We start from the raw sequence: 14,878 nt of genomic DNA on the forward strand, positions 1-14,878 counted from the left end.
CTCGGCCCCGGCGGTACGCCTGCGCGGCGCCAGGATCACCGGCCAGCTCGCGATCGTGGGGGGCACGATCCCGCACGAACTCAACCTGAGCGGCTGCCATCTGGACGAACCGATCCGATTGACCGACTCCACCACCCACACCGTACGCCTGACCGACTGCCACCTCCCGGGGCTCAGCGGCGGCGGCATACGGGTGGCCGGGCACCTCAGCCTGTCCGGCTCGAACATCACCGGCACGGTCCGCCTGAACCGGGCCCAGTTCGAGAGCGGCCTGTGGCTGGGCGGCACCAAAGTGGTGGCCGACGACGACGAAGACTGGGCGTTCTACGCGAACGCCGCAGTCGTGGACTCTGGCACGTACATGCGCAACGCCGACTTCACCGGAGGAATCGGCCTGGTCGGCTCCCGCCTCAACGGCGGACTCTTCCTGCAAGGCGCAACTCTCCGCAACCCGGGCAAGGAGGCTCTCGCCGCCGACAACATGGTCGTCGAGAACGTCATGCGCTGCACCGACGGATTCCAGGCATTGGGCTGTGTACGGTTACGCGGCGCGCGAATCAACGGGACGCTCTCGCTCGACGGAACCGTACGAAGTCCGGACACCCGCTACGCCCTCCACGCGAGCCACATGGAGATCCGCGAGCTCTACCTCAAGCCCGCAAAGCCCATCGAAGGCGTTGTGACCCTCGCACACACCGCAGTCGGCACACTGCACGACAATCCAGCCACCTGGCCCGAGAAACTACGCCTCAACGGCCTGACCTACCACCGCCTGCGCGGTTCGGGGGTAACCCAGCGAATCGACTGGGTAAGTCGCGATCCGGAGGGGTTCAGGCCGCAGCCGTACGAGCAACTGGCCGCCTGGTACCTCAGCGACGGCAACGACGCGCTCGCCCGCCGCGCCCAGCTCGCCAAGCTCCGCGCCAGGCGGCAGACCCAGGGGGTCGGGGGCCGGGCATGGGGACGGCTGCTCGACGTCGCGGTCGGGTACGGCTACCGCCCCTGGCTGGCGGGCATGTGGTTCGCGCTGCTGCTGACGCTCGGAACGATCGTCTTCGGCCTCAACCCTCCCAGAGCGCTCAAACCCTCCGAGAGCCCCGATTTCAACGCCTTCGCCTACACCTTTGACCTTCTGCTCCCGATCCCGGCATTCGGGCAACGAGAGCTGTTCGACCCGGCCGGGTGGACGCAGTGGCTCGCGTACGGACTGATCATTTCCGGCTGGATCCTGGCGACAGCGCTCATAGCGGGCGCTACACGGATCCTCCGTCCTCAGTGACCGGGGAGCCGCCCGCGATGATCTTACGCAAGAGCGACGCGAGATCTTCGGGATAGAAGACCTCCTCGGTGCCATCGAGCTCCTCCGCGCTCCACCACCGGTAGGCCGTCGTCGTGTCCTTCTCGATCTGCTCCATGTGATCGAACGACACGACCGCGTCGTCGCCCACCCGGATCGCGAAGAACGTCTGCTCCTGCGTGATGGCGTACTGGGCCCAGAAGAACTCGATAACGCTGTTGCAGTACGGGCCGCTGAACTCGTCCGCATTCGCCCGGATCCCGACCTCCTCGAACAGCTCGCGCGCCGCCGCCTCCTGCAGCGTCTCGCCATCCTCCGTGGCCCCGCCGATCGTGAACCAGAACGGCTGATCCGGCCTCGCCGGATCAAAGCCATAAAGCAGGAGAACCCGGTCTTGGTCGTCGATGGGCAGGGCACGTGCCGTAAAGCGGCGCAGGGGGATCTTCGTCACGATTACTGAGCTTACGGTCGCGACATGGCACGCCGAGGCACCGGTAAGCAGCGTCGCCCGCGTTTCGTGGACAACGCACCCGGCCAAGTGCCCCGGACCTGCCCCGCACCCGGCTCCATGCCGGTCAGCGGTAGTTCACAAACTGGAGGGCGATGTCCAGATCCTTACCCTTCAGCATTGAAATGACCTCCTGGAGGTCGTCCTTCTTCTTCGAGCTGACCCGAAGCTCCTCGCCCTGAATCTGCGCCTTGATCCCCTTCGGCCCCTCGTCACGGATCAGCTTGGAGATCTTCTTGGCGTGCTCCTGGTCAATGCCCTCCTTCAGGCTGACCACCATGCGGTACTCCTTGCCCGACATCTTGGGCTCGCCCGCGTCCAGGATCTTCAGCGACAGACCCCGCTTGACCACCTTCTCCTTGAACACGTCGAGCGCGGCATTGGCCCGCTCCTCACTGTTCGCCTTGATCTCGATGTTGTCCTGCCCAGACCAACTGATCGCGGCCCCGGTCCCCTTGAAGTCGAAGCGGTGCCCGATCTCTTTGACCGTCTGGTTCAGTGCGTTGTCGACCTCTTGACGGTCGATCTTGCTGACGATGTCGAAAGATGAATCGGCCAAAACACCCATCCTCTCAGCTGCGAAAGCACTACCCGGATCCCGCTTCCCCGCCGTACGCGAAACGCTAGGGACCCAGCGAACGAGCCTAGCCAGCATCGGCCCGCCGTGCAGGACACCGCCCCTTGTATGGAGGACCGTCCCGCTTTGCGCCCTCCCACCCCCTCGCCACCTCCACCGTTTCGGCACGGCACGTACCGGGGATCCGGCTCCGGACAAACTGGTGTCACGTACACCTCGGAAGTCCGCTATTCTTCTGTGTGTCGCCGCGAGAGCGGATGACAAGGCAGGTTGCCCGAGTGGCCAAAGGGAGCGGTCTGTAAAACCGTCGGCTCAGCCTACGCAAGTTCGAACCTTGCACCTGCCACACCAGCGGGAAGAGGCCCGTCACCAGCGGAAACGCGGTGACGGGCCTCTCGCGTTGTGTCCGGCCCTCTATGGCGATCACCGGCGCCCTACGGCCTTTCACGGCCAATACGCGGCTAAGTTCTGTGACATCGGCGCGCGCTCACAGGCGCCAGAATGATGGGATTCGGCCAGAAGACGACCGAAGGGAGTCGCCCTGATGGGACCCTCGCAACCGTCCAGCGGCACCTGGCACGGGCTATCGCTGTGGGTACGTCGTCATCTGCTTACTTGGATCATCGCCGCCACAGCGGTCAATGCAGGGCTGATAGCTCTCACCACGATGCTGATGCAACTGCCTGGGCAGCGTGATTCCGTGATCACGCTTGCGATCCTGGTAGTGCTGGCCTGCTCGGTTACTTCCGTTGCTCTGCCAGTCATCGGCCAGCGCGTTGAGGAGCGGCAGCGGCTAGCTGAGGAGCATCACCAGCGCGATCAGCGCATCGCCTCTCTGTTGGCCTACGGTCACGCAAGCCGTCTGCCGCGCCTCGAAGAGCTCAGTGCGGAACAACTCGGAGCGACCGCGACCCGGTATACCCGCCAAGGCAAGGCGCCCTACATCGAACGCATACCTGATGACGAAGCGCTACGTAGGGTCCTGAGCTCGTCTGATCTGCCTCACCCGTTTGTTCTGGTGTGGGGGGCCACCAAGGCCGGCAAGTCCCGAACTCTGGCCGAAGCTCTGTTTGCAACGCTGCCGAGTCACACAGAGGTTCTGATCCCTACTAGTGGCCAGGCTCTTGCGGAGATTGTCCAGACTGGTTTGCCGTTTACTGCGGACAGCCCAGCCTTGGTGTACCTAGATGACTTAACGGTCACGGACTTGGAGGCGCTGACCGCCAACGTTCTCGACGTGGTGACGAATCGAGCTGTATTGGCAGCAACCATGACGGCCAAGCGCCGCAGTCAGGCCTTGTCTTCAGGGCAAGACATCACGCACGTCGCCCGTGCCGCCCTTGCTCGCACCCACAACGATGGTGATGGGCACGAACTTGTCTTCCGTCCTCCCAGCACAAGTGAGCTTGCTCAGGCGCAACACTTGTATCCGGAGGAGGTGTTCCGAGGCAGCGTTGCGGAGACCCTGGTTGGGGGCGCTGAGCTTATCGCCAGATACCGTGCTGGCCAGGACGAGAACCCAGCTGGCTATGCCATCGTGCAGGCCGCTATCGATGCCCGGCGCGCTGGCCTGGACCGCCCTATAACGGATGCTGAGCTCAAGCAGTTATTTGAAATATATCTTCCGCGGGTTCGTATTGGAATGCCCGCTACGGTAGCCGCGTACCAACATGGCTTGCATGCGTGGGCGGCTATTCCTATTGCATCGCAAGTGGCGCTGCTCACGGCAAATCCTTCTGTCGGGACGTACGCTGGAGATACGGCATGGACAGTCTTGGACCATGCGGTATCTGCCGATGAAGGTATTCTCGCCGAATGTGCGGTCCGCGATATCCCTGAAGAGCTGTGGTCGAAACTAATTAATATAGCCAAGCCGACTGACGCCTTCGCTATCAGTTATTCCGCTTATCAGCGGAATCGGCTAGAGGATGCAATCGCAGCAGCACTAAAAGCGACTGCAAGTCCTGATCGAGATCAAGCTGCACAGGCTGCTGTCAACTTGGGGGTGATGTTGGCGCATCAAGGAGACCCTGAAGGAGCACAAGAAGCTTATCAGCTTGCGATAGATTCTGATCACCCGCATATCATGCCTGCAGCTGCAGTCAACCTGGGAGCTTTGCTCAAGAAGGTGGGCGATGACGAAGGAGCGCGGGCGACATATGAGTTCGCGATCGAAACGTCTCATCCTGTAGCGGCGCCCCAAGCGGCGATCAACCTAGGAAACCTCCTTGAACAGGAGGGTGACATAGAGGGAGCCCGAGCGGCCTTTCAGTTGGCCATTGACTCGGGACATGAGGACCTTGCGCCTAGCGCTGCGGTTAATCTAGGAAATCTCTATAAGCGAAGGAGTGATCTAAAGCTAGCGCGGTCTACCTATAGCCTTGCAATAGAGTCTGGGCATCCTGAACATGCGCCTAAGGCGGCGATCAACCTAGGGGACCTGCTTACACACCTGGGCGACCTGGAAGGAGGGCGGGTAGCTTACCGGTTCGCCGTCCATTCAGGTCATTCTGATGCAGCTCCACGAGGGGCGGCGGCCTTAGGTGTTCTGCTCCTGCAAGGCGGTGACACTGCACTAGCGAGAGCTGCTCTTCAGTTCGCTATTGACTCCGCCCACCACGACTACGCACCGAAGGCCAGAGTGAACCTTGGGGCACTATTGATGAGTGAGGGTGACTTTGTGGGGGCGCGTTCGGCCTTCCAAGAGACCATCGACTCTGGTCACTCTGATGCAGCGCCGCTAGCAGCGATTAATATGAGTGTTCTGCTCAGGCAGGAGGATGACCTTGAGGGAGCACAAGAAGCGTTGCAGCTCGCCATTGATTCGGGTCACGCTGAGATTGCACCTTGGGCATCAGTCGACTTGGGGGTCCTGCTCATGCAGGAGGGCGATTTTGAGCAGGCGCAACTAGCGTATCAGCGAGCTTTTCAGTCTGGGCACCCTAACCACGGGATAAGGGCTGCGTTCAATCTCGCATACTTGTATATGCAAACAGGCCAAAGTGGCCAAGCGCGAAAGTTTATGCATATGGTCATTGCATCTAAGCATCGAGACTTTGCGCCAATGGCGGCGGTTAACTTGGGAAGCATGCTTCAGAGGGAGGGGGAACTTGAGGAGGCTCAAAAGGCTTACCGCTTGGCCATCGATTCGGGACACGGCGCCATAGCGTCACAGGCTCAGCAGGCTTTAGACGAACTCGTCGGCTCGCAGGATCCGACGATTACTGATGGTGAGCCCGTCACTCGCAGGCTTGAGTGACGGGCTGATGCGTTTTCTGGGAGCATCGTTTTGCGCTGGTCGGCACAGCTTCAGGATTTGGTTGCGTCCCATATGCGTCGCATCGCCTCACCCTGCTGGCCATGAATGCACTTAGCGTAGACACGCAACAGAACGTTTACGCTGTGACCTGCCCATTCGGCAACCTGGGGTGCGGGGACGCCCGCGTTCAGCCACGTAGACACGCATGCGTGGCGTAGGTCGTAGGGGACGAGCATCAAGGGTGATTGTGTCTCTGTCGAAGTGAACGCGTCTGCGCGGGCCTCGTGGAAGACCTTCAGGTAGGCGCGATCCGTCATGAGGCCGCCTCGCGGGCCAATGAAGATACGCCTGTCGGGGCCGATGCCGAACTCTTGGATGTGCTCTCGGAGCATCGCGCCGAGTTCCGGGTGGATGGGTACGGCGCGAGTTTCCCCGTCCGCCCGATGCTTGAGCGCGCGGCGCTCGCGTACCTTGCCGCTATTAGTCCAGCGGCTGCCTGCGCGAGGTTCGGCGTGGGTGAGGCGCATCTCGCCCCAGCCCTCCTCAGGAAGGCTGATGAGGTGCTCCTGGCGTAGGTCGACTACCTCTTCCGGCCGGAGGGCGGCGAAGTACATGCAGCCGAAGAACGCCTTCATGCGCTGGCCTCGGGCGCCTTGGCGCTGGACGGCGGCTAGGAAGCGTCGGGCCTGTTCGACGTTGATCACGACTCGTGGGTCGACGCTGGTGAGTGTGCGCGGCTTCGTCCACTTCACTGCCTTGAGTGGGTTGGAGGACAGGGCGCCGATCTCTACGGCGTACTCCATGGCGTTGTTCAGGCTCATGCGCTTGCGGTTCGCCGTGTTGGCGGCAGCGGTCCTGCCGTCTCTGGTCTGGCTGATCCGGTCGAGCATGGCGCGTGTGAGGAGGGCGCCCTTGCCCGGTTCCTCGAATGCTGTCATGGGCACTGTGTTGGCTTCGAGCCAGCGCAGTGTCGCGGCCAGCTCGGCCGGCGGCTCTGCGGCGCCCCGTAGACGCTCGCTGTAGGCCCAGCGGAGGGCGGCGCGTTGGGTGTCGGTGTCTGGCCCGCCGTTCTGTTTGGTCAGGAGGGCTTCTGTGGCGTCGGTGAGGGCCTCGGCGATGCCTCGGCGGTGGTTCGGTGCGGCGTAGCGCCACTTGGCTTCGATGTAGGAGAGCGTGAAGGTGAACCACGTGAGGGCGGTCTCTTCACTCTGCCAGGAGATGGGTCGGCCCGTGGCGACGCTGAACGCCTCGCCTTGCCGGGCGGCGGTCATGAGCTGGGCGCGGAAGCTCTCGGCGTGGGCCAGGGTGCGGAAGGGCTCCTTCCACTCGCGACCGTCCACGATCCAGCGGACGGTGTGGGTAGTGACCCTGGTGCCCTTGTACGCCTTGATCGCCCAAAAGCGGACGCTGTAGGTGGTCTTCGCCATCAGGCGGCGTCCTCTCGTTCGTTGAGCCAGCGGTCGAGTTCGGAGCGGCGGATGCGGAGTTCGCGGTTGGCGAGGGTGATGCAGCGCGGGCCCTGCTTCTTGGCGCGCCAGTCGTAGAAGGTGGAGCGGGCGATCTTGAGTTCGGCGCAGACCTCGGCGACGGTGAGCTTTTCGTCAGTGCGGGTTGTTGTCTTCAAGGGCGATTCCTTCTCAAGCTGCTTGCTGGTGGAGGCTTGGATGGACGGCGTAGGCCGGTGAGGGGCGGCGGCCGGGGCCGGTGCGGGGTGGTTCGGGTTCGTGGCGGATCCAGCCGAGTTGCTCCAGCAGGTCGAGGGCGGGTTCTAGCTCGGTGACCTTGCGGAAGCGGTTGCGCGGTAGGGCGGTGAAGGCTTCGCGGACGGTGAAGCGGGTGGTGCCGGTGCGGTACAGCCAGGCGTGGACGGTGCGGGCGGCTTCGAGGTCGGGGTCGGCGCCCATGGCGTCGAACGTGGCTAGGGCGTGGGCGACGAAGTATTGGCCGATGGTGATGGCGGCGTTGACGGTGTCGGCGCTGATCGGGTGGCGCCAGCCGTCTTCGACTCGGCCGGCGAGGTGGATGAGTCCGGCGATGCGCATGACGGCGCCGTCGAACTTGCCCGCCCAGTCGGTGATGTGGCCGAGGTCGCCGGAGTCTGGGCGTAGGCGTCGTTCGGTGTGGCGGCGGTGTTCGGTGAAGATGGCGGCGGCTTCGGGTGACAGGACGAGTTGGGCGGGGTCGTCCCAGTCGTGCATGTCGATGGTGAGGCGTTGCAGGTTGGCGTCGTAGCGGGCGGCGATGTGTTGCGGGACGGTGGGTGCGTCGACGTTGCGGTAGCCGACGTTGCTCTTCGGGAGGCTGTAGAGGATGCGGCCGAGCAGGCCCTTGCCGCGGAAGCCGGGCATGGTGGCGATGTCGGAGACGATCTCGGGCTGGACAGCGAGGCCCATGGTCAGGACGGCCTGGTCGACGCGTTCGCTGCGGCCTCGGCGGTCGATGATGAGCGGGTCTCCGGCGTGGCCCTTGAGGAACAGGTCCAGGTTGGGCGTGCCGGAGTAGCGGCCAGCGAGGGTGGCGAAGATGCCGCCTTCGGCGGACAGGACGGCGAGGCGTCCGCCCTGCTCCACGAGGATGGTGGAGGCGGACTCGGGCGTGACGTCGTCGGCCATCAGGCGTGGCTTGACCGGGACCTTGATCTCTTCCACGGCGAGTGCTGCGCTCTGGGCCTCGGCGATCGCTTCGGCAGCGGCTTTGCCGCGCGCCGAGCCGGCCGCGCGGGCGGCCTTCTCGGCGAGGTCCTCGGCCAGTCGGCGGGCGACTTCGGCTTCGGTGATCTGCGGGCCGATGCGGCTGAGCAGGGCGCGTTCTGCCTGGACGAGTGGGCTGGTCATGGCGCGGAACACGGCGGACTTGCGTGACCCGGGTGGCATGGCGACCAGGACGAACAGGTTCACCGGCTCCACCCATGAGCCGCGGACGTTGACGACGGCTCGGCCACCGGCTGCGGTGGACAGTGCGGCCAGGGCGACGCAGCTTGCAAGGTCGAGTGGTGTCTGTGTCTCCTCTGCTACGGCGCTGACGTGGTCGGCGACCCAGCTCGGAAGGGCGTGGACTGGGAAGGGTGGGAGCTCGCCACGCTGGCCGAGCGGTGCCGGGGCGTCCCATGGCGCGGGTGCGTTGTGGAGGTCGGTGAGCTGTTGTGCGGCGCCGAGGTTGCTCAGGATGGTCTCGGCGGTGGGGCGTCCGTTGGTGGTCAAGCGGCGGCCCTCCTTGGTCGGCGTAGGCCGCTGTCGAGCCCGGAGCGGATGGTGTTGAATGCCTCGCGGAAGTCGAGACCGATGGCCTCGGCGGCGTTGTGGAGACATGCCTCGGCGAGGGTGCGCGGGAGCAGGCTGGCCGCGATGAGTTGGCCCAGGGCGAATGCGGCGAGGTTGAGGGTGTCGTTGCGGGTGCCGGGTACGGCGTCCAGGACCCGTTCGACCTCGCCACGGAGTGCTGCCAGGGCGTATCCGGCTGCGCGGTCCCCGCCGCAGGCGGCCAGCACTGCCCCCGCAGATGTGCTGGACGTGGATGGCGGGGGAGAGCTGAGGCGCTCGGTCAGCCAGGCTGGAAGCGTGGTCGGAGTCGGGTCGTGCAGGACGTCGTAGGAACCGATGCCGTCCGGGAGGGTGACGCGGCTGCCGGGGGCGACGACGTAGCCGCCGCGCGCCCGGGTGTCGATCTTCCAGCCGAGCTTGCCCGCGCTGTTGCGCAGGTCGGTGTCGGCCGGGGCGGTGAAGTAGAGGTGGGTGCCGCCGCGTCGGGTGCGGACCATGAAGGTTTTCAGCGGAAGCGGTTGGCCGGCCTGCTCGCAGAGCGAGGCCAGGACGTCCGCGCCGTCGTTGATGCCGGGGCGCGCCCAGTCGGCCGGCGGGTGCTCTTCGGGCTTGGGTACGTCCAGGTCGAGCACCACCAGGCCGGATGGTCCGCAGGCGATGCCGATGTTGTACGGGCCTCGGGACCACATGTGGCGGATGAGTGCGGTGTCGGTGGTGGCGTGCTGCTCCCAGGCGGTGAAACCGGAGAGCGGGCGCTTGTCGTACGGGGTGAGCGGGAAGACGTGCCAGCCGCGGGCGGCGGCGGCCAGGGCGTAGCGGGTGAGGTCGTGCATGTGGATCTCCTCAGAGGGCGGCATCAGTGGTTGCCGTCGCGGTGGAGGCGGCGGGCGTAGAAGTAGAGCTGCCAGCCGAGGCGGGGCCGCTTGCCGGTGCCGTTGCAGGCGCGGCAGGTGCGGTTCTTGCCGCCGGGGCGGCATCGGGTGCAGCGGCCCCAGGGCGACGCGAGGCACACGATGACGTAGCTGATAGTGACGAACGGTAGGCAGGCTGCTAGAAGGGCGATGACGCTGGCCATGAGGGCCTCCAGGGCCGTTTCCAGGGTTTCCGCAGGTCGGGCTCTAGGCGCTAGAGTCCAGGTAGAACAGGGTTTCGGGCTCTAGGGGAGCCTCTAGACCTAGAGGGGCGCGCCTCTAGGTCTAGAGGCGATCGGGCGGGCTACGACGCCTTGCCCTTGTCACGCTGGGTGATGGCGGTGGTGATGTCGTCGCGGGCGATGCCGATGCGGTTGGCGCCCCTGCCGCCGCTCTCCGGCGTGCCCCACACCTGCATGGTCCGGACGGCGTACGGCTTGAGCGCGGTGGTGAGCTGGGCCGTCTTCGCCCCGCCTTCCAGCGCCGCCCACGCGCCGTAGATGTCGGGCCGGAGTTCGGCCAGGCGATCCACGACGACCTCGTTCCACACCTTGGCCTCGGACGGCGGGACCACGGCGAGGATGTCGGCCAGCAGGTCGAAGCTCGGCGCGGCCTGCTCGGCGGTCTCGCCGAGGGCGTAGCCGGTCAGTGTGCCTGCCGTCTTGCGCAGCGCGTAGGCGCGGTCGGCGATGAGCTGGGTCTCCGGGGTGTTGAGGTAGGCGGCCTTGACCACCTTGGGCATCGGCGTCGCGCCGACCAGGTAACCGGTGCCGGCGTCCTTCTCCGGGACGAAGACGGTGGCGCGGATGCCGTTCTTGTACGCCGAGGTGCCGAGGAACATGTCGTTCTCAAGCTGGCCGGCCACCCGCAGGCAGAAGCGGATGGAGACGTTCGCGGAGATGCCGGTGGGCAGGCTGTCGCGGTCCGGGCGCTGGGTGGCCAGGATCAGGACGACGCCCAGGGCGCGGCCGAGCTTGATGATGAACTCGGCGTCATCGCCTGCCTTGTCGCCGTACTCGGGGTGGGCGAACAGGTTCTGGCACTCGTCGATGATGCAGACCAGCGGATGCAGGCCCAGCGAGCGCTTGTCGGCGATCTGCCGGGTGACGCGCTTGTCCGGGCACAGGTCCGCGGGCAGGGCCTTGAGCGCGGCCGAGCGGCGCATGACCTCCTTCCGCAGCAGGGTCAGGGAGTCGGCGGCGTAGGCGATGGCCTCGTCCTCGATGCCGGAGACGTAGCGGTGGCAGACCTTGTCGTACGGGTCCAGGTCGCCGGTGCCCTTGAGTTCGTGGAACCACGCCTCGACCGTGGGATCGAGCACGATCCCGGCGGCCAGCTCGCGGATGGACGAGGTCTTGCCCTGGCCCGGTTGGGAGCCGATCAGCACGTTGTGCTGGATGAGCGGCACGGTGACCAGGCGTCCGCGCGGGTCGTTGCCGAACGGGATGCCCTTGAACACGTCGTGCGAGCCGGCGCGCTTGAGCGGAGACCGCACGATCGTCTTGGACAGGTCTTTGTCGCCCACCCACAGGATCAGCCGTCCCTCGTGGACGGAGGGGTCGCCCTCCGGCCAGATGCAGCCGAGCGGGCGGCGCAGCGCGCCGGACAGCTGCTTGCGCCTGTCCAGCACGTCGGCCACGGTCACGCCGTACGGCAGGTCGATGTCGGCACGCCAGCCGGGACCGTCACGGGTGATCGGGGCGACGAACCGGATGGCGTCCTTGGGGTTCTTGGACAGGGCCTGGGTGATGCCGGCGATGCCGAGCACGCTCAGCGCGCGGATCACGATGTCGCTGGTGAGCTTCTCCACCTCCGACGCGGTGACGGCCCGGTTGATCAGTGGCCGGTCGGCGGGCTTGCCGAGGATGCCGAGCGCGGCCATGGCCACGGCGAGCATCCCCCACTGGGCAGCGGTCGGCTGGTTGGTCACGACGATGGCCAGAACGAGCAGCGTGACCAGGATCGTTCCGGTGATCCAGGCGCGCAGCCGTACACGTGAGTCTCGTTGCCTGCTCAGCTTCAGGTACCCCTCGTAGTCGGATTTCCGGACGGCGGCCACGCGCGCGGGCTCGCCCTCCAGGTCGAACGTCCACCGCACCAGGCCGTTCACGAGCCGGACGAAGCCGCGCGGGGCGCGGGCGGTCAGCCGTCCGGCGTAGAGCGGGGTGCGGAGGATTTGGTAGCCCGCGACGTACGTGTAGTGGAGGCTCGCCCAGCGGAGGGTCTCGATGGCCTCGGCGCGTGAGCGCAGCCAGAGCGGGATGAGCGGCTGACGGCTGGTCGCCTTCCGTTCCAGGCTCGCCCGCCAGTCCGTCCGGGCCGGACCGGGCTGGTCCACGCGGATGATCTCGCCCTCAAGGACCGGTCCGTCCGCGTCGTTCTGCGCAGGCTTCTTCGGCTCCGGTTGGGAACGGTCGGTGTTGCGTCCGGACCGGGCGGCGTCGAGGTCGACGATGTCCGCCCCCTTGTCGTCCTGGCGGTCCGAGGTCGGTTCGCCGGACCGGTCGGGAGCGCGGTCCTCGTTCGGGTCGTGGTTGGGGTCGTCCGGTCGGTGAGTCATGATGAATGCACCTCTGCTGCCTGATGAGTGGTGGGGTCCTGGGGCGCGGTCGTTGTCTTGGCGGATGAGGCCGCGCCCCACGTGACGGTCAGGGACGATGCGCGGTCGGACCGCGATTCGTCCGGGCGGTCGGTGGGTCTGGTGTCAGCGGTCGGCGCGTGCGGTCCGTCCGCTTGGGCGATGTCGAGTTCGGTCGGCAGGGTCAGGGCGAGCAACTCGGCCAGGAGCATGGCGGTCGTGGCCTCGTCGCGATCGAAGAGGCGTCCGGGATAGCCGGTGACGGTCCATCCGCCCGCACGGAGTTCGGCGACGTTCAGGCACCGGTCGGAGCTGATCCGGATGGTGGTGACGGTCAGGCTCATCAGGCGGCCTCACCCTCGGGTACGGGCACGGGTCCTTCCGCTCTGAGCTGGGCCAGGAGCGCGCCTGCGCGGTCGGTCGAGATGCTCTGGCCGCGGTTGCGGATGGCATCGCGGAGGCGGTCACGGGTGAGGGGCTCGCCCTGTGAAATCAGGTCGGCGGCGATGTGCCGTCCCAGTGGCAAGAGGTCTCCTACGTTCGGTGGTGTCGTGTTCTGGGTCCGCTTGCTTCCACGGCCGCGTCGCTTGGGATTGGCCAGCGGTTGAGCGGTGTTGGGAGCTTCTATCTGGGGGCGCTTCACAGCCGGTAGTTGCGTGTGCTTGGGCGTGAGTTCGCCGAGGCGGTACAGGGCTCGCTCGCGCCGGGTGGCCTTCCACCGCCACAGCAGGCCGTATCGGTCCTGAAGCTCGGTACGGGCCAGGATGCGTTCGCGCTCCCTGCCGAGGGCCTCCGGGTAGCTGCGGATCTCCCAGAGGACCATGCGGCGCCACAGGGAGACCGTCGCCAGCGGAGCGAGTAGCCAGCGTGAGCGGCGGATCCCGTCCATGCGGTCGGGCCTGGCCAGCTCGGCGTGCTTGCGGACCACGTGGGCACCGACCTCGATGGCGATGACCCACAGGAGCGGCAGCAGGGCGTGCGCGACGACGGCGAACCAATCCGTCTGCCCTGGCACGCTGAGGTAGGCGGCCACGTTGAGGTAGACCGTCGCGGCGGTCAGCGCCCACGGGATGAACCGCAGCCAGCCCAGCCGCATGCCGAGCCGGGCCAGGACGATGTCCAGCGCCGAGAACACGGCGATGCCGAGATCGATGCCGAGTGGAACGGTCCAGGAGAACCATCCGAACGACGGCTCCGCCGCGGTGGCGACACGCTCGAAGCTGTTGATGAACCCCAGCAGTCCGAGCGCTGCAGTGACGGCTGCGGTGGCGGTTATCGCGCTGCGCTCGCCTTCGGTCAGCGGGCGCGGGGTGGCCGTGGTCATCGCGTGTCCTTCCTTCGTCGGTACGCGGTCAGCGGCGTGGCCGGTCATGCTGCCGCCTCCTCCGCGCAGTCCGGGCACACGCCCAGGCGCTGGTCGATGGCCTCGGTCAGGCACTCCGGACACGTACGGCCCTTCGGCGTGGCTGTCCGGGTGCGTCGGCCAGGGGCGCGCTTCGGCAGGGCCAGCCGCACGTCGTACAGGTAGGCGGTGCGAACTCGGGGCGGGCCGGGGACGCGCGAGCACCACAAGACCTGTGCCTGGGGTCCCTGGCCGCCAGGCCGGAGCCCTTCGGCGGCGAGTTGGCGCAGGGTGCGCAGGTGCGGCGGGATCTTCTTCCTCAGGTAGGTGGGGATGCCGTAGCGACGGCCGGACGGGTCCCAGAAGCGGGTACGGGTGCGGCGTGCCATTCAGGCCACCTCCATGTCTTCCAGTGGGGTGGTGTGGGTCGTCAGCTCGGCGGGCGTACGGCCGGCCCAGATGCCCGAGGTCGGGCGGGCCTGGCTCGCGTACAGCTCGCAGAGCTGCAGGGCCGGGCAGGTGAGGCACACTTCGCGCGCCACGGCCTCGCGGGCGGCGCGCTCCTCGGTGCTCTCGATGGTGAGTCGCGGGCCGGTGTGCAGTTCCGGGTCGTAGGTGCATTCGGGGAGCGGCGTCGCGTCGCCGCTCTGCCAGACGGTTTCGAGGTCGGCGAGCGACATGCGCGCCGGGTGGAGCGGGCGGTTCGGGTTGTGAGCCACTGTCGGGTCTCTTTCCTTGGTGATCAGTTGCTGACGGTCTGGATGAACCGGGCGAGCGACTCGGAAGCGCTCATGACCAGGTGCGCCGCCGCCTTGACCACGGTGGCCGCGCCCTCCGGGTCCTTCAGGGCGTAGAGGCCGAGGCAGATCGTGATGACGGTCGGGAGCACCTTGCGCGGACGGACGAGCATGTTGAGCCCTCTCGGTTCTGACCTGCAAGCAGGTACTAAGAGACATAGAACATGTATAGCTACGGAGAGTCAAGTCTTCAGGACGGTTCGTGTTGGAGTCCTGCGGTGCTCGACTCAGCCGCTCTTGCTGACTTAAGCCTTCCGCGCCGGGCCCTCTGGCAACACCGTGCTCATGATCGGGACTGAATGCACAGGGGGTGCTTTTTGGGGGTGATTCAAGCCCTGACCAGGAGAAA

At 66.2% G+C, this 14,878-nt stretch carries 15 protein-coding genes and 1 tRNA gene; 3 read left to right on the forward strand and 13 right to left on the reverse strand.

Features of this window, described 5'->3' with window-relative positions:
* A partial coding sequence (locus tag AB0J09_RS20120) for a hypothetical protein (RefSeq protein ID WP_360692847.1) occupies positions 1 to 1,279 on the forward strand: 1,279 nt, incomplete at its 5' end.
* Here AB0J09_RS20120 and AB0J09_RS20125 read toward each other — a convergent pair.
* Entirely contained in the window at positions 1,254 to 1,748 is a 495-nt protein-coding gene (locus AB0J09_RS20125; RefSeq protein ID WP_360692849.1) for an NUDIX domain-containing protein, read from the reverse strand. The two genes, AB0J09_RS20120 and AB0J09_RS20125, sit on opposite strands and share 26 nt — an antisense overlap.
* A 124-nt stretch (positions 1,749 to 1,872) precedes the next feature.
* Complete coding sequence (locus AB0J09_RS20130; RefSeq protein WP_360692852.1) at positions 1,873 to 2,373, reverse strand: YajQ family cyclic di-GMP-binding protein; 501 nt, start codon at positions 2,371 to 2,373, stop codon at positions 1,873 to 1,875.
* 273 nt (positions 2,374 to 2,646) lie between these two features.
* Here AB0J09_RS20130 and AB0J09_RS20135 point away from each other — a divergent pair.
* Both AB0J09_RS20135 and AB0J09_RS20140 read left to right on the forward strand, forming a co-directional pair.
* Positions 2,647 to 2,728: transfer RNA gene (locus tag AB0J09_RS20135), tRNA-Tyr, on the forward strand.
* A gap of 198 nt (positions 2,729 to 2,926) precedes the next feature.
* Entirely contained in the window at positions 2,927 to 5,641 is a 2,715-nt protein-coding gene (locus AB0J09_RS20140; RefSeq protein WP_360692855.1) for a tetratricopeptide repeat protein, read from the forward strand.
* A 50-nt stretch (positions 5,642 to 5,691) separates the two neighbouring features.
* On the opposite strand, the gene AB0J09_RS20145 is transcribed toward AB0J09_RS20140, so the two are convergent.
* From AB0J09_RS20145 to AB0J09_RS20195, 11 genes are all read right to left on the reverse strand, one after another.
* Positions 5,692 to 7,068, reverse strand: a complete 1,377-nt coding sequence (locus AB0J09_RS20145; protein ID WP_360692858.1) for a tyrosine-type recombinase/integrase — start codon at positions 7,066 to 7,068, stop codon at positions 5,692 to 5,694.
* Positions 7,068 to 7,265 carry a helix-turn-helix domain-containing protein gene (locus AB0J09_RS20150; RefSeq protein WP_357966574.1) on the reverse strand — a complete coding sequence of 66 codons (198 nt, stop codon included), beginning with the start codon at positions 7,263 to 7,265 and terminating at the stop codon, positions 7,068 to 7,070. Before AB0J09_RS20150 ends, AB0J09_RS20145 begins: the two co-directional genes overlap by 1 nt.
* A gap of 13 nt (positions 7,266 to 7,278) precedes the next feature.
* Positions 7,279 to 8,841: a YfjI family protein gene (locus tag AB0J09_RS20155; protein ID WP_360692862.1), complete on the reverse strand. Its 1,563-nt coding sequence runs from the start codon at positions 8,839 to 8,841 to the stop codon at positions 7,279 to 7,281.
* On the reverse strand, positions 8,838 to 9,734 hold the full coding sequence (locus tag AB0J09_RS20160; RefSeq protein ID WP_360692865.1) for a bifunctional DNA primase/polymerase: 897 nt from the start codon (positions 9,732 to 9,734) through the stop codon (positions 8,838 to 8,840). The genes AB0J09_RS20155 and AB0J09_RS20160 overlap by 4 nt, the downstream gene beginning before the upstream one ends.
* Positions 9,735 to 9,757: 23 nt before the next feature.
* Entirely contained in the window at positions 9,758 to 9,976 is a 219-nt protein-coding gene (locus AB0J09_RS20165) for a hypothetical protein (protein WP_360692868.1), read from the reverse strand.
* A gap of 140 nt (positions 9,977 to 10,116) precedes the next feature.
* On the reverse strand, positions 10,117 to 12,372 hold the full coding sequence (locus AB0J09_RS20170) for a cell division protein FtsK (RefSeq protein ID WP_360692871.1): 2,256 nt from the start codon (positions 12,370 to 12,372) through the stop codon (positions 10,117 to 10,119).
* On the reverse strand, positions 12,369 to 12,734 hold the full coding sequence (locus AB0J09_RS20175; RefSeq protein WP_360692874.1) for a hypothetical protein: 366 nt from the start codon (positions 12,732 to 12,734) through the stop codon (positions 12,369 to 12,371). Before AB0J09_RS20175 ends, AB0J09_RS20170 begins: the two co-directional genes overlap by 4 nt.
* On the reverse strand, positions 12,734 to 13,762 hold the full coding sequence (locus tag AB0J09_RS20180; protein ID WP_360692877.1) for a DUF2637 domain-containing protein: 1,029 nt from the start codon (positions 13,760 to 13,762) through the stop codon (positions 12,734 to 12,736). Before AB0J09_RS20180 ends, AB0J09_RS20175 begins: the two co-directional genes overlap by 1 nt.
* Entirely contained in the window at positions 13,759 to 14,121 is a 363-nt protein-coding gene (locus AB0J09_RS20185) for an RRQRL motif-containing zinc-binding protein (protein ID WP_360692880.1), read from the reverse strand. Before AB0J09_RS20185 ends, AB0J09_RS20180 begins: the two co-directional genes overlap by 4 nt.
* On the reverse strand, positions 14,122 to 14,451 hold the full coding sequence (locus AB0J09_RS20190) for a WhiB family transcriptional regulator (protein ID WP_360692883.1): 330 nt from the start codon (positions 14,449 to 14,451) through the stop codon (positions 14,122 to 14,124). It lies immediately after the preceding gene.
* Positions 14,452 to 14,474: 23 nt separating this feature from the next.
* Entirely contained in the window at positions 14,475 to 14,642 is a 168-nt protein-coding gene (locus tag AB0J09_RS20195; RefSeq protein ID WP_319708988.1) for a hypothetical protein, read from the reverse strand.
* Positions 14,643 to 14,878 lie beyond the last annotated feature (236 nt).

Source organism: Nonomuraea sp. NPDC049784, from assembly GCF_040659615.1.
Classification (GTDB): domain Bacteria; phylum Actinomycetota; class Actinomycetes; order Streptosporangiales; family Streptosporangiaceae; genus Nonomuraea.